The organism is Pseudomonas psychrophila HA-4 (genome assembly GCF_000282975.1).
In the GTDB taxonomy this organism is placed as follows: Bacteria; Pseudomonadota; Gammaproteobacteria; order Pseudomonadales; family Pseudomonadaceae; genus Aquipseudomonas; species Aquipseudomonas psychrophila_A.
This window is the reverse complement of the sequence record NZ_ALJC01000006.1, coordinates 124,353-138,522: the sequence shown is the minus strand read 5'-3', so window position 1 is coordinate 138,522 and position 14,170 is coordinate 124,353. Positions and strand designations below refer to the sequence as shown.

Here is a 14,170-nt window from a genome sequence, read left to right as displayed (position 1 = left end):
GTACCGCCACAGCGGTCTGCGGTTTGGCTGTCGATCATGGGCGGGTGACCGTCCGTGCCACCAGCATTCAAGGGGACTTCCCATGACTAAAGTGCTTAAAACTGACGTTCTCGAAAACAACTATCTCGAAACCCTTTACGAAGGTTACGGCCAGCGTTTTAGCGTGGACAAGCTGCTGCACGAAGTGCGCACCGAGCACCAGCATCTGGTGATTTTCGAAAACCCGGTGATGGGCCGGGTCATGGCATTGGATGGCGTTATTCAGACCACGGAAAAGGACGAGTTCATCTACCACGAGATGCTGACCCATGTGCCGATTCTGGCTCACGGCACGGTCAAGCGTGTGCTGATCATTGGCGGTGGCGACGGCGGCATGTTGCGTGAAGTGACCAAACACTCAGGCATTGAGCACATCACCATGGTCGAGATTGACGGCACGGTGGTGGATATGTGCAAAGAGTTCCTGCCCAATCATTCCAAAGGTGCCTACGACGATCCGCGCCTGAACCTGGTGATCGATGACGGCATGCGTTTTGTCGCGACCACTGAAGAAAAATTCGACGTGATCATTTCGGACTCCACCGACCCAATTGGTCCGGGTGAAGTGCTGTTCTCTGAAAACTTCTATCAAGCGTGCCACCGCTGCCTAAACGAAGGCGGCGTATTGGTGACGCAGAACGGAACGCCGTTCATGCAATTGGAAGAAGTCCAAACTACCGCAGGGCGTATGCGCAGCCTGTTCGCCGACTGGCACTTCTATCAAGCGGCCGTTCCAACTTACATCGGCGGCGCGATGACGTTTGCTTGGGGTTCGACGAATAGCGAGTACCGTAAGTTGCCACTTGAAACCTTGCGTCAGCGTTTCGCGGGCAGTGGCATCGTGACCCGTTACTACAATCCAGACGTACACATTGGTGCGTTTGCTTTGCCGCAATACGTATTGCAGGCTATCAGCAAGCCAAGCAACAGCTAAAATGTCGTAACAATAAGAAAGGGCCGAAAGGCCCTTTCTTATGTTTCAAAATATACTGTGCACGAAATTTTCACGTGCTGTTTAAGACAATTTGCATGCAGAATTTCGGCTCTACAGCTTTTTTAAAAGCACATATCTTGAGCCTTCAGATAAATGCAGAGCCAAACCTTGGGCATTTAATGGTGCTGCATCAGTGGAAAACCACCGATGATCGTGCAACATTTGCCCGCCCGCGCATGACAGCTTTGCACTTGTGCCCACCAGCTCAGGTGCTGCTCATGTACAGAAAAGCCACTTCAACTTGAACCAATGGGTCCTACAACGACATGGCAAACCCGGACGCCCTAAGACAACAGAACGCTGCCTCGCGCCTGTTGCAACCGACCGTCAAATCGCATCTGGCGTTTACGCTGCTCAGTGCCTTGATCATGATGCTGATGTTTACCCTGTTGCGGGTGGCATTGCTGGTTTACAACCGGGAAATGATCCTCGATACCCCGGCCTCGACATTCCTTGAAGCATTTGCCAACGGCCTGCGCTTTGACCTGCGCATCGTGGTTTATCTCAGTATTCCTTTACTGCTGGCGCTGCTCAGTGCACACGCCATGAAGTGGCGTGGTGTCATGCGCTTTTGGCTGACAGCCGCTTCTAGTCTGGCGCTGTTTTTGGGCCTGATGGAAATGGACTTCTACCGTGAGTTTCACCAGCGCCTCAACGGGTTGGTCTTCCAGTATGTGAATGAAGACCCGAAAACCGTCATGAGCATGCTCTGGTACGGCTTCCCGGTTGTGCGTTATCTGCTGGCGTGGGCCGTGGGCACGATCATTCTGTATTTTGCCTTCAAAGGTGTAGATCGCTTGACGCGCTCGCAGACAACTGCGGCAGTTGCAGCATCGGGCACTAAAGGCGCTGTAGCACCGTGGTATACGCGCACGGTGGTGTTTGTGGTGGTGTTGCTGGTGTGTGTGGTCGCAGCTCGCGGCACGCTGCGCCAAGGTCCTCCGCTGCGTTGGGGTGATGCCTACACAACCGACTCCAACTTCGCTAACCAGTTGGGGCTCAATGGTTCCTTGTCGTTGATTGCAGCGGCGAAAAGCCGTTTTTCTGACGAGCGCAGCAATATCTGGAAAGCCACACTGCAACAGCCTGAGGCTCAACAGGTGGTGCGCGACATGCTGTTGACCGAGAACGACAAATTGGTCGATCCGGACACCGCAGCTGTGCGTCGTGATACGACGCCGTCGGCGGAAAAAACCCTGCCGATCAAAAACGTTGTCGTCATCCTGATGGAAAGCTTTGCCGGTCATTCGGTGGGTGCGCTGGGTCGTCCGGGTAATGTCACTCCCTACTTCGACAACCTGTCTAAAGAAGGCCTGTTGTTTGAGCGCTTCTTCTCCAACGGCACGCATACCCACCAGGGCATGTTCGCCACCATGGCGTGCTTCCCGAACTTGCCAGGTTTTGAATACCTGATGCAAACCCCGGAAGGCAGCCACAAGCTGTCCGGTCTGCCGGAACTGCTGAGTGCGCGCAAGTTTGACGACGTGTATGTGTATAACGGTGATTTTGCCTGGGACAACCAGTCCGGTTTCTTCAGCAACCAGGGCATGACTAACTTTGTTGGTCGTAACGATTTCGTGAATCCGGTGTTCTCCGATCCTACGTGGGGCGTGTCCGACCAAGACATGTTCAATCGTGGCCTCGAAGAGTTGAAGAAGCGCGAAGGCAAAGAGCCGTTCTATGCGTTGCTGCAAACCCTGTCCAACCACACACCGTACGCCCTGCCGACCCCGTTGCCGGTTGAGCCGGTGACCGATCGTGGGTCGTTGAACGAGCATTTGACGGCGATGCGTTATTCGGACTGGGCATTGGGCCAGTTCTTCGAGAAAGCCCGTAAAGAACCGTATTTCAAGGAAACCTTGTTTGTGGTGGTTGGTGACCACGGGTTTGGGAACGAGCAACAGATCTCTGAGATGGACCTTGGACGCTTTAACGTTCCGTTGCTGCTGATCGGGCCGGGCATCCAAGAAAAGTTTGGCGCACGGGTTGACACTGTGGGCACTCAGATCGACGTTGTCCCGACCATCATGGGTCGTCTGGGTGGCGAGTTCCGTCAGCAATGCTGGGGGCGTGACCTGCTGAACTTACCGGAAGGTGATAAGGGCACAGGCGTGATCAAACCATCGGGTAATGATCAGACGGTGGCCATCATCAATGGCGATCATCTGTTGGTTCAGCCTAAAGATATGCCTGCCAAGGTTTGGCAATACAACTTGGGTGCTAATCCTGCAGCTAAAGTTGTGACCGATTCGCCTGACGAAGCGGAGCTTAAAAAGCGGCTTGAAGCCTTCTTGCAGACGGCGACCAAAAGCTTGCTGGATAACACAGCGGGTGTCGCCGATCCAAAATAAGTAGTCGTTCAATAAAAAAGAGACCTTAGGGTCTCTTTTTTATTGCTGGGCAATAAAACCCCGCAGCGCTAGATTTTGCCGAGTAGGACCAATATCAACAGCACAACCAGTACGGTGCCGATAATGCCGGACGGGCCATAACCCCAGCTTTTTGAGTGAGGAAACACGGGCAGTCCACCCACTAGCAGCAAGATCAGGATGATCAGAAGAATCAGGGTCATGACTATTTCCTTATTGAGTTATTCCAGAATGCGCAGCGTTCAGTGGTGTTTTAATCACGGTCGGTGCGCGCTTATAAAGTCCGACTTGTTCAGTGCACAAAAAATTCATTTTTTATTAACCCAATAGTTGGACCTTGCCTGGTAACTAGTGCGCGGGTAGGGTTGCGCTTGCCTATTGAAGGACGTACCGCATGCTTAATTATGTTTGGTTTTTTTTGGCGGCACTGTTTGAGATCGCTGGGTGTTACGGGTTCTGGATGTGGTTACGTCAAGGCAATAGTGCGTGGTGGATAGTACCCGCCGTCTTGAGCCTCGCAGTATTTGCCTTGCTCTTGACCAAGATTGAAGCGGCGTATGCAGGGCGAGCGTATGCGGCCTATGGCGGCATTTACATCGTGACGTCCATCGCTTGGCTGGCGGTTGTAGAGCGTATTCGGCCGCTGGGTTCTGACTGGATTGGGCTCGGGCTGTGTGTGATTGGCGCAACGATTATTTTGTTAGGGCCGCGTTTTTCAACGCCATGACAGATTTTTCCCTTTGAATACGCGTATCTGGCAGCCGATGTGTAGGATTTTTAATCATTGCCTGTAGGACTTCAGATCCAAACATGTAGGTCATGGCTGAATTGTTTTGTAGGGATTGAAGTACCGTTTTGCGCGGTTCAGTCTCTGAGGTCACCTACCCCAGAGGATGAGAGCCATGCAGATATTGACGCGCGCATTAGGCGAACACTTTTCAATTGGCGAAGACATTACCGTGAGTGTAATTGGCGTAAATGGCAGCCATGTTCGATTGGGGATTGAAGCCCCGAAGAATATCAGTGTTCACCGGGCTGAAATTTATGAGCGGATAAAAAACCAGGACCCTGGACACTTGACTATCGGGCCCCTTGTTAAGCGTTAATCAAATAATTCTTTTGGCACTGCGTGTTTGGGCATCAACTGGCATTGCTGGCTTTCAGCGTCGAAGAATATAACGGCCTGCCCTTTGCTCAGGGCTTGGCGAACCCGCAGGACGCGCGCTTCTTGAGGCGTGTCATCGCCGTTGTCGGTGCCATCGCGACTGACGAAGTCTTCAATCAGTCGGGTGAGGGTGTCAGGTTCAAGCTGGTCGTAAGGAATTAGCATGGGAAACTCTCGTAAACAGTGCGGGCGATGCTACTGGCCTAGCGCGCGTGCGGCTAGTCCTGCAGCTTCGTACCCGTACTGATTTTATCCGTGTCGTTACTGTTGCCAGATGCCGCTGCCAGCCAGCCGGGCACGATCATGGGATGTGGTGAAGTCCTGAGCCGGACCTTTTGGGATGATGCCTGTCGGGTTGATCGTGCGGTGACTGGCGTAGTAGTGGCCTTTGATGTGGGTAAAGTCCACCGTTTGGGCTATACCCGGCCACTGGTAAAGCTCACGCAACCAGTTGGAAAGGTTTGGAAAGTCGGCGATACGGCGCTCATTGCATTTGAAGTGGCTGTAGTACACCGCATCAAAACGAATCAACGTTGTGAATAGTCGTACATCGGATTCGGTCAGGTACTCGCCAGCAAGGTAGCGATGCTGTGTGAGGTGAGCCTCTATACGTCCCAGTTCACTGAATACATCCGTAAATGCTTGCTCATAGGCAGACTGCGACGTGGCAAATCCGGCGCGATAGACCCCGTTATTCAGTGCTGGGTAAATACTGTCATTCCAGCGATCGACTTCTGCTGTCAGTGTCAGGGGATACATGTCCAGCGTATTGCCGCTCAGCTCATTGAAAGCACTATTGAACATACGAATGATGTCGGCGGACTCGTTGCTGACTATGCACTGGCGTTGCGTGTCCCAAAGCACGGGAACGGTGACGCGACCGGTGTAGTCGGGTGTGTCCAACGTGTAACGCTGGTGCAGAAAGCTCAGGTCGTCCAGGCGGTCACCTGTTGAGCCAAAGGCTTGGTCGAAGGTCCAGCCATTTTCCAGCATTAACCAACTGACCACTGAAACGTCGATCAGCGATTCGAGGCCTTTGAGTTGGCGAGTGATCAAGGTGCGGTGGGCCCACGGGCAGGCGAGAGACACATACAAGTGGTAGCGACCTGCTTGTGCTGCAAAACCGCCTGTACCCGTTGGGCCGGGCGAGCCGTCGACAGTTACCCAGTTGCGCCGCTGTGCCTGCTCGCGCTGGAAACTGCCGTCTTTGCTTTCATACCACTGATCATGCCAGCGTCCATCAATCAACAGGCCCATAGAGTGCTCCTTGGTCGTTTTGCTTTGGAGTCCAGTCTAAAGGCCTGAGTTCGAAGGAATAGCGCAAAACGTGGGCTTTAACGATCGATTAAATCGATTTGTTGCGATTGTCCCAATAACACTGAGCCAATTCGAACGCTTGCTCACGCGGCGTGCCCAGCCCGCGTAACGCTAGGGCCATGGTCGAGAGCAACGCCAGTTGCGGGTAGCTGTCTTCGACTTCGCCTCGCCACAGCGCTTTGAGGTGTTCGGGCTCAAGTGACGCAGGCTTCACATGGCGCTGAGCCGACAGAGCAGGCCACTCTTCGTCCCAACTGACGCCTGCCGTCGTGCCATACAGATGGCTGGCTGCGTCGGGGTTAATTTCGATTTCGCCGCCATCGCCTTTGACCACGATGCTGGTGTCGCCCAGCAAACCACTGGCTTCACGGTGTACGCTCTGGTACCCAGGGTGGAAGATACTTTGCAGGCCGCAGCGCGCGCCGAGGGGGTTCAGGATGCGGGCTAATGAGTGAATCGGCGAGCGCAGACCAAGGGTGTTGCGCAGATCAATCATGCGCTGCAATTGGGGAGCCCAATCCTGCAGTGGAATGAATGCCAGATTGCCGGCGTCTAGCGCGGCGTCAACGCTTTGCCAGTCGCGGCACAACGGGATAGCTAACTCGCCCAGCAACTGCTCGCTGTAGAGTCGCCCAGCCGTGTGGGCTCCACCCCCATGCATCAAAATGCGTACACCATTTTGCGCAAGGCATTTGGCGGCCAGCAAATACCAAGGCAAGTGGCGCTTTTTACCCGCGTACGTTGGCCAGTCAATGTCGACGCTGATCTTAGGCGCTGTCAGACGTTCACGCACTGCCTCGGTGAAGCCTGCCAATTCCTCGGGGCTTTCTTCCTTATGCCGTAGCAACATCAGGAACGCACCCAGTTGCGTATCCTCAGCCTTTTCGTCGAGCAGCATGCCCATCGCTTCACGGGCTTCTACGCGGGTCAAGTTGCGGGCGCCACGTTTGCCCTTGCCCAAAATACGCACGAACTGCGCGAAAGGGTGTTCAGCCGGTGTTTCTAGGGTCAATGGAGACGCAATATTCATAGGCAATTGGTTGGCTTTGGCAGGCCCGCCAGTTTGGCGGCGAGTTTGGCGGGAGTGCCATTGAACAGACGGTTGAGATGCAGGCTGTTGCCTTTCTCGGGGCCCAACTTGAGCGCGGTGTACTTGATCAGTGGGCGCGTAGCCGGCGACAGCTCGAACTCCTGATAAAAACTGCGCAACAGTTCAAGGATCTCCCAATGATCGGGGCTTAACTCAATGTGTGACTGCGCTGCCAGGGCTTCAGCAACCTCGGCAGACCAATCATTGAGGTCGAGCAAATAGCCGTCTTTATCCAGCGCTATGTTTTTACCGTCGAGGGGGAGCGTATTCATAGCCAGCTGTTGACCTTGTCATAGTGAATCGACAGCTCGACGAAACGTGGATAGTCAACACAGGTTGCCCATGGCAGGCATTCAAGATTGCGCGCTAGCAGGTCCTCTTCGAGGACAAAGAGCTTGAGTGTGTCGCTCTTTGCCTCAAGGGTTTTAAGGATGCTGCTATGAGGCTGCAACGCGTAGACCGCATCGCCGCAGAGCAACAGCGCATCATCAGTGCCCAGTATGCGTAAGCAACTGCCTAGACGCGTGTCTGAAAAGGGCGAATGGCTCAGGACGTGTAGGGTCGACATCAGAGGGTAATCACTTGATCAAAACGGTCAATAAGGATGCGTACTTCATCTGCTGACAATGCTTGTACGTCATCGACTGCCAGGCTTGTGGGCGAAATCCCACGCTCGGCCAAACTGTGGTGGCAGGCATATACATCATCCACCCCAAATAACGATAAGGCTTGTAGATTGGCCATGAGGTTCTTTTGTTGAAGTGCGGTGGCGTTTTGTTTTGGCGCAAGCTGAAACACGCCGTCGTCCATAAACATTAGGCCGATCGGCAAATCATACGCGCCGCCCGCCAGCACAATGTCTAACGCTTCTTTTGCATTTGGGCCAGACCAAGGAGCCTGACGGCTGATAATCAATAGCGACTTAGGCATATCAAGGCCCTCCGAAGCAGATCAGTCGATCAGCCGATTGAATAGCGTCGTGTAACTGCCCCAGACCAGACAATTCCCAAGGCGCTTTTAAATTGACTGCCGGACGCTGATAGCGCGCAGCTTCGTCCTCGTTCAGCACCCCGCGGCGCAGAGCAGCGGCAATACACACCACACCATCAAGCTGGTGATGGCTGACGAACGCAGCCCACTGTTGAGTGAGGTCTTGCTCATCTTGTGGCGTGACGACATTGCTCGAAGCGTTGTGAACACCGTCTTGATAAAAGAACAGCCGCACAATTTCGTGACCGCTCGCTAACGCCGCCTCAGCAAAGCGCAGAGCGCGGCGAGAGGAGGGCGAATGGGCCGCTGAATAAAGGGCAATGGCAAATTTCATGATGGGGCTCTGTCAGCAAATCTGCGGCAATGATAAAGCCAGATGCCTAAAGATGCTTGCCGCGGACAACAAAAAGCCCGCCGAGGCGGGCTTTTGTGTCGCTGTTGTCAATCAGTCATCGCGGCTCATGATGCCGAAAATTTGCAGCAGGCTGATGAACAGGTTGTAGATCGATACATACAGGCTGATGGTAGCCATGATGTAGTTACGCTCGCCGCCATGAATAATGGCGCTGGTCTGGAACAAGATGCAGACCGAAGAAAACAGCACGAAGCCAGCGCTGATAGCCAGTTGCAGGCCGCTGATCTGGAAGAAGAAGCTGGCGACTACCGCGCCTAGCAGGACAAAGAAACCGGCGGTGATGAAGCCGCCTAGGAAGCTCATGTCCTTGCGAGTGATCAGTACATAAGCAGACAGACCGCCAAACACCAGCGCCGTCATGGCAAATGCCGAACTAACTACCTCAGCGCCGCCCTGCATGCCCAGGTAACGGTTAAGGATTGGGCCCAGCAGAAATCCCATGAAGCCGGTCAAGGCAAAGGCAGACACCAGACCCCAAGCCGAATCGCGCAGCTTGTTGGTGAGGAAGAACAGCCCGTAAAAGCCGATCAGCACCACGAAAATATTGGGGTAACCGACACGCATCTGCTGCGCGACATAAGCCATCACACCGCTGAAAGCGAGAGTGAGAGCCAGTAAACCGTAAGTGTTGCGCAGGACGCGGCTAACCTCTAGCTGCTCAGCCTGCACGCTGCTATTAACTGCGTAATCCTGTTCGCGCATGGCGAAACTCCTGTGGTTTGAAATGTTAAGTAGCAAAGATCATAGCAGAGGCTCTGAAACAAGCGATCAAGAGAGTTTGACAATGTGTTTCATTCGGGTATTATGGCGCCCGCAACAACGTTAGGAGGTGTGGCCGAGTGGTTTAAGGCAACGGTCTTGAAAACCGTCGACTGTAACAGGTCCTAGAGTTCGAATCTCTACGCCTCCGCCATATTGCTACACCGACAGAGCCCGCTTTTAGCGGGCTTTGTCGTTTCTGGGGTTTGGGGGAAGCCCCTGCGTGGAGGCCAGCCTTTCCGCATCTTTTTGGTAAGCGCTCCATAAACCCCACCGACTTCAAGATCGGTGGGGTTTATGGAGCGCTTACCGTTAAGTAGTGTTTAACGCAGTTGTGAGGAGTTCCCGGTTTGTGCTGAGGCGTTGTTTTTTTGCAGTTTTTTAGAAGTAAATGTGGCTATGGTTTAGGGGGTAATACAGTTATCGATTCGGGGCTGATGTTGATGTCGTTGGTGGGAGATGCTTGTGTAATAAGATAAGCGATAGGTAACTTTCTTAAGTCGCAGGCGGAACAATATCTTTCTGCTTATAGATGATTTTAAAAATTCTTTGTTTGGTATTTTATTTGTATACCTGAATAGAAGCAATTTGCCCCTGTTTATACCCCCGGATTAAGTGGCTCAGCACGAAATCCAGGGGCGGCTTTTAAATAAAAAGCAGGGTGGTATCTATGGTTTAATTTTAATGGTTGAAATCAATAACCATGCGACCGGTAAATTTCCCCTGCTCCATTTCATCAAAAATAGTATTAATATCCTCGAGCGGACGCATTTGTACTTTTGGTACGACTTTTCCTTCTGCACCGAAACGGAAGGCCTCTTTCAAGTCTTCACGAGTACCCACCAGAGAGCCGACCACCTCAATACCGTCCAAGACTAGGCGCGGAATACTCAGGTCCATCGTTTCAACGGGGAGGCCTACTGCCACGACACGCCCCGCAGCTCGGACACTGGCCACTGCAGAATTAAATGCTGATTTTGCGACTGCCGTTACCACCGCGGCATGGGCGCCGCCCAACTCTTTCTGAATAATTTCATCGACATTATCTGTCTTCGGATTAAGGGTGAGATCTGCCCCCATCTCTTTTGCCAACGCCAGTTGTTTATCATTAACATCAATGGCAATAACTTTGGCATTGAAAACATTTTTGGCATATTGCAGTGCTAAATTACCCAGTCCTCCTAGGCCGTATATCGCCAGCCATTGCCCTGGTTTTACACCTGAAACTTTAATGGCTTTATACGTGGTAACTCCCGCGCACGTAATGCTACTGGCTGCGGCTGAATCCAGACCGTCTGGAACTTTCACCGCATAATCAGCATTGACAATGCACTCTTCTGCCATGCCCCCATCGACTGTATAACCTGCGTTCTTGGCTGTGCGACAGAATGTTTCTTTGCCGCTGTTACAGTATTCACAGTTTCCACAGCCACGGAAAAACCAAGCAACACTCGCTCGATCTCCAACTTTAAGTGATGTTACACCTGCCGATATTTCAGTCACTACACCGATTCCTTCATGCCCAAGTATTATGCCGGATACATCACCGAAATCTGCATTTTTCACATGTAGGTCAGTGTGGCATACACCGCAGCATTCCATTTTTAATAGTGCTTCTCCATATTCTAAAGGGCGTAGTTTCTTTTCTTCTATTACCACAGTTTTGTTTTTTGCGACAACAGCTGCTTTCATAGTCGATCTCCTTTTAAGGAATATCTGAAGGTGTGTGTTGGATGGCATAACAAAAAATGAGCTATCTCATTCTAGCTGCGTTTTTCAAGGTCGTTGTCGTTTTAGATCAGTTTACTTTTACAGCGATTTCTCCCTGTCCGGATTGTGGGTGATCGCTCCGGCGGGAGCCCAGTTGAGAGTCTCGACTGCCCTGCGTCTTGGTTGACAAGCTGCAATCTGCCAGAGACCTGTTCCCGCAGGGGCTTGATGAAGGCTTCGGCAGCTGCCTGAACCGATAGAGGTCATTCGTCCAGGTTATTTACGGATTTATGAAGGACTTACTACGTCGGCAACGTTCCGAGCAGTAGCGCACTTCCTCCCAGCAGCGAGCCCATTTCTTGCGCCATGTGAAAAGAAGGCCGCAGCGCACGCACGTTTTGACGGGTAGCTCACTTTTTTTCATAGCGCCTCACCTTTATCTAACGTATCGAGTAACAACTGGCCGCGCAGCCAAAGCGCCTGTTGTTTAGATTCAGGCATACGATCGAGATTTTTATAAATCATGCTCATACGCTGATTGCCGCGCAGGCGGTCGCCGTGGCGCATTAGGAAGTGCCAGTACAGTGCGTTGAAAGGGCAGGCGTCTTCAGTTGTACTTTCCTTCACGTTGTAGGCGCAGTCACGACAATAGTCGGACATGCGCTTAATGTATTGGCCGCTCGCGCAATAAGGTTTGGAGCCTAGATAGCCGCCATCGGCGTGCATGACCATGCCCAGTGTATTGGGTAGCTCTACCCAGTCGAAGGCGTCCATGTAGATAGCCAAATACCATTCACAGATTTCTCTCGGCGTAATACCCGTCAGCAGTGCGAAATTGCCTGTCACCATCAGCCTTTGGATGTGGTGTGCATAGGCATGCTTAAGGCTCTGACTTATGGCTTGGCGCATGCAATTCATCCGTGTTTCACCTGTCCAGTAGAACTCTGGAAGCGACCTCGTATTACCAAAGACATTGCCATTCGCATATTCAGGCATCTTTAGCCAGTAGACGCCTCGGACATATTCACGCCAGCCTATCAGTTGTCGAATGAAGCCTTCTGCAGCGTTGAGTGCAATGCTGCCGGACCAATATGCCGACTCCACATCACTACAAAGTTGGCGAAGATCCAGTAAGCCAATATTGAGCGCCGCGCTTATACGGGCATGGAACAGAAAGGGCTCATCGCTAGCCATGGCATCTTGATAATCGCCGAAGGCTGCCAACCCCCAGTCGAGGAAGTAGTCCCATAGAGCCTGAGCTTCGGCATGGGTTACCGGGTAGTCGAACGTGTCAAGGGAGCCATAGTGACTGGAGAAGGTATTGGCCACTAACTCAAGCACATCCCGAGTGATTGCGTCCGGCGAAAAACGGGCTGGCGAGGGAGGCCTAACGCCTTTAGGCAAAGCTTTGCGGTTTTCAGCATCAAAGTTCCAGGCGCCTCCTACAGGGCTGCCGTCACCATTGAGTAGCAATCTGCTCTTGCGGCGCATTTCCCGATAAAAGAACTCCATGCGTAGCTGCTTTTTGCCTTGCGCCCAGTTAGAGAACTCGGCACGTGAGCAAAGAAATCGATTATCGGAATGCCACTCGATAGCCAAGCCACATTCCCTGATTGAATGCTCTAACCGCCAGTCACCGCACTCCGTCAGGTGGAGTTCATCCGGTTGTAATTGTTCCTGCCAGCGACATAGCTCGCGGGGTACGGATCCAGTATTTTTCGGATCATCAAGCGCCACGTACTGCACCCTGACACCCCTCTGCTTCAAAGCTTCGGCGAAGTGACGCATAGCACTGAAAATAAGAGTTATTTTTTGCGGATGATGGGTGACATGGCTGGCTTCCTCCATGACCTCGACCATGAGTACCGTATCGCTCTCTTTATCCAAGGCCTGTAGAGACGCGAGGTCGAAGGATAATTGGTCTCCCAAGACGAGACATAATCGGCGAGTCGTATTCATCAAGCAGGTTCCAATTGATGGTGAGCATACGTGCCTAATGACGTCGAAGATTTCATCCAAGCAGCGTTTTTTTGAAGGAAGGCGTAATTTCTTGTACAAGAATAATTAAGTGTATAACTTTCTTGTCGTTTTTCGTCTCTAAAACTTCATCATTTTTTGATTGGGTACGGATGCTACTTAAGAGTGGTGCATTAAGGTCAGCGGTGCTTTGAGAGAAAGGTGAAGGGTTCTAATGGCTTGGCGTGCTCGTCATTGGCCGAAAGCAGTACGCTCCAAAACGGTTTAGCATGTGTCCGATTACTCAGCTCATTAGGGAAACGCTATGCGTGCAGGAAGCATCCTTGCCGGGATAGGCGCCACGTTGGCGCTGCTGTCAGCATCACCAGCCCAGTCAGCAACCCTGCCAGCAGACACGGTCAACCAGGGTCGTATCTCAGTGCAGGTACAAGGCTCTGGAACAGACATCATCTTAATTCCAGGGTTTGCGTCGTCCTCTGAAGTTTGGGCCGATTTGGCCTCCAGATTACGCCAGAACCACCGCCTGCATCTCGTGCAGGTCGCGGGCTTTGCCGGCTCGCCCGCGGTTTCCGATCTAGACGGTAAAGTCGTTGCCCCGACGGCCGAGGCGATCTCTGACTATATCCGCAGCCAGCACATCAAGGCGCCGGTCATCATCGGTCATTCGTTGGGGGGGGAGGTGGCGCTGATGCTGGGGGCGCGTCACCCCGAGCAAGTTGGGCGTCTGATGATTGTAGATGCGTTGCCTTTTTATACCTTGCTGTTTGACCCTTCAGCGACGCCTGAAACGGCGACCCCGCATGCTGTTGCGATGCGTGATGCCATGCTAGTTGCAACGCCTGAGCAGGCGCTAGCGATGCAGATAGCCTCTGTCGCCCGTCTCGCCAAGACTGAAGCGGTCAGGCCAAGCCTGGTCGCGTCGGGGACACGTTCGGACCCAAAGACCATGGCCGATGCCATGTATGAACTGATGACCACCGATCTGCGGCCTGAGCTTGGACGCATCACGGTGCCTGTCGAGGTCGTTTATGCGTATGACACGCTGTATGGCATACCGACATCCCTCGTTGATGCAATGTTCCGTAACGCTTATGTCTCGACACCCAACATCAGTTTCAGCCGTATTGACGGTAGTTTTCACTTCCTGATGCTTGATCAGCCAGACCTGTTCGCCGCAGCTGTCACTGAATTTCTGAAGCCGTGAACGGCGGCGGCCAGCAGCGGATGATGTTCATCTGCTGCTGACTGTCTAACTTGCTCCCTCGACGTATTACGCGGTTCACGAAGTACGGGGTGTACTAGGCTTCTAGCCGCGTGACTGGTTAGTTAATGCACCTCAGGCACG

General features: G+C 52.7%; 18 protein-coding genes and 1 tRNA gene. 7 read left to right on the top strand and 12 right to left on the bottom strand.

From position 1 onward, the window contains the following. The first annotated feature begins 82 nt into the window (after positions 1-82). From speE to B347_RS0100950, 3 genes are all read left to right on the top strand, one after another. Positions 83-973, top strand: a complete 891-nt coding sequence (gene speE, locus B347_RS0100955) for a polyamine aminopropyltransferase (protein WP_019407853.1) — start codon at positions 83-85, stop codon at positions 971-973. Positions 974-1,068: 95 nt separating this feature from the next. Continuing rightward, complete coding sequence (locus B347_RS26510) at positions 1,069-1,278, top strand: hypothetical protein (protein WP_157786872.1); 210 nt, start codon at positions 1,069-1,071, stop codon at positions 1,276-1,278. 21 nt (positions 1,279-1,299) lie between these two features. After that, positions 1,300-3,384, top strand: coding sequence for an LTA synthase family protein (locus B347_RS0100950; protein WP_019407852.1), 2,085 nt, complete (start codon positions 1,300-1,302; stop codon positions 3,382-3,384). A 68-nt stretch (positions 3,385-3,452) separates the two neighbouring features. Here the strand turns inward: B347_RS0100950 and B347_RS25695 are convergent, their stop codons facing one another. Further along, positions 3,453-3,605 (bottom strand): DUF3309 family protein, encoded by a 153-nt coding sequence (locus B347_RS25695; RefSeq protein ID WP_019407851.1) that lies wholly within the window; start codon positions 3,603-3,605, stop codon positions 3,453-3,455. A 191-nt stretch (positions 3,606-3,796) separates the two neighbouring features. On the opposite strand from B347_RS25695, the gene B347_RS0100940 reads away from it, so the two are divergent. Both B347_RS0100940 and csrA read left to right on the top strand, forming a co-directional pair. Further along, positions 3,797-4,129: a YnfA family protein gene (locus B347_RS0100940; RefSeq protein WP_019407850.1), complete on the top strand. Its 333-nt coding sequence runs from the start codon at positions 3,797-3,799 to the stop codon at positions 4,127-4,129. A 175-nt stretch (positions 4,130-4,304) separates the two neighbouring features. Further along, a complete protein-coding gene (csrA, locus tag B347_RS0100935) occupies positions 4,305-4,508 on the top strand; it encodes a carbon storage regulator CsrA (RefSeq protein WP_019407849.1) in 204 nt (67 codons plus the stop codon). On the opposite strand, the gene B347_RS0100930 is transcribed toward csrA, so the two are convergent. The 8 genes from B347_RS0100930 to B347_RS0100895 form a co-directional block, all read right to left on the bottom strand. Beyond that, complete coding sequence (locus tag B347_RS0100930; protein WP_019407848.1) at positions 4,505-4,732, bottom strand: YheU family protein; 228 nt, start codon at positions 4,730-4,732, stop codon at positions 4,505-4,507. The genes csrA and B347_RS0100930 overlap by 4 nt on opposite strands. A 96-nt stretch (positions 4,733-4,828) precedes the next feature. Further along, entirely contained in the window at positions 4,829-5,824 is a 996-nt protein-coding gene (locus B347_RS0100925) for a glutathione S-transferase family protein (RefSeq protein WP_019407847.1), read from the bottom strand. Between the two features lie 88 nt (positions 5,825-5,912). Further along, positions 5,913-6,914, bottom strand: coding sequence for a glycosyl transferase family protein (locus B347_RS0100920; RefSeq protein ID WP_019407846.1), 1,002 nt, complete (start codon positions 6,912-6,914; stop codon positions 5,913-5,915). After that, positions 6,911-7,246 carry a TusE/DsrC/DsvC family sulfur relay protein gene (locus B347_RS0100915; RefSeq protein ID WP_019407845.1) on the bottom strand — a complete coding sequence of 112 codons (336 nt, stop codon included), beginning with the start codon at positions 7,244-7,246 and terminating at the stop codon, positions 6,911-6,913. Before B347_RS0100915 ends, B347_RS0100920 begins: the two co-directional genes overlap by 4 nt. Beyond that, a complete protein-coding gene (tusB, locus tag B347_RS0100910; protein ID WP_019407844.1) occupies positions 7,243-7,542 on the bottom strand; it encodes a sulfurtransferase complex subunit TusB in 300 nt (99 codons plus the stop codon). The genes B347_RS0100915 and tusB overlap by 4 nt, the downstream gene beginning before the upstream one ends. Then, positions 7,542-7,904 carry a sulfurtransferase complex subunit TusC gene (gene tusC / locus B347_RS0100905; RefSeq protein ID WP_019407843.1) on the bottom strand — a complete coding sequence of 121 codons (363 nt, stop codon included), beginning with the start codon at positions 7,902-7,904 and terminating at the stop codon, positions 7,542-7,544. Before tusC ends, tusB begins: the two co-directional genes overlap by 1 nt. Before the next feature lies 1 nt (position 7,905). Further along, complete coding sequence (gene tusD, locus B347_RS0100900) at positions 7,906-8,298, bottom strand: sulfurtransferase complex subunit TusD (RefSeq protein WP_019407842.1); 393 nt, start codon at positions 8,296-8,298, stop codon at positions 7,906-7,908. Between the two features lie 111 nt (positions 8,299-8,409). After that, entirely contained in the window at positions 8,410-9,081 is a 672-nt protein-coding gene (locus B347_RS0100895) for a Bax inhibitor-1/YccA family protein (RefSeq protein ID WP_019407841.1), read from the bottom strand. Between the two features lie 123 nt (positions 9,082-9,204). Here B347_RS0100895 and B347_RS0100890 point away from each other — a divergent pair. Then, positions 9,205-9,292, top strand: a tRNA-Ser gene (locus B347_RS0100890). A 527-nt stretch (positions 9,293-9,819) separates the two neighbouring features. On the opposite strand, the gene adhP is transcribed toward B347_RS0100890, so the two are convergent. The 3 genes from adhP to B347_RS0100880 all read right to left on the bottom strand — a co-directional run bounded on the left by adhP (position 9,820) and on the right by B347_RS0100880 (position 12,807). Then, positions 9,820-10,830, bottom strand: a complete 1,011-nt coding sequence (gene adhP, locus B347_RS0100885) for an alcohol dehydrogenase AdhP (protein WP_019407840.1) — start codon at positions 10,828-10,830, stop codon at positions 9,820-9,822. A gap of 298 nt (positions 10,831-11,128) precedes the next feature. Next, on the bottom strand, positions 11,129-11,272 hold the full coding sequence (locus B347_RS25690) for a DUF2256 domain-containing protein (protein WP_081498250.1): 144 nt from the start codon (positions 11,270-11,272) through the stop codon (positions 11,129-11,131). After that, the gene (locus tag B347_RS0100880) at positions 11,269-12,807 is read right to left on the bottom strand and encodes a cryptochrome/photolyase family protein (RefSeq protein ID WP_019407839.1); all 1,539 of its coding nucleotides are present in this window, start codon (positions 12,805-12,807) and stop codon (positions 11,269-11,271) included. The genes B347_RS25690 and B347_RS0100880 overlap by 4 nt, the downstream gene beginning before the upstream one ends. A 322-nt stretch (positions 12,808-13,129) precedes the next feature. Between B347_RS0100880 and B347_RS0100875 the strand changes: the two genes are divergently transcribed. Further along, complete coding sequence (locus B347_RS0100875; RefSeq protein WP_019407838.1) at positions 13,130-14,029, top strand: alpha/beta fold hydrolase; 900 nt, start codon at positions 13,130-13,132, stop codon at positions 14,027-14,029. Positions 14,030-14,170: the final 141 nt, after the last annotated feature.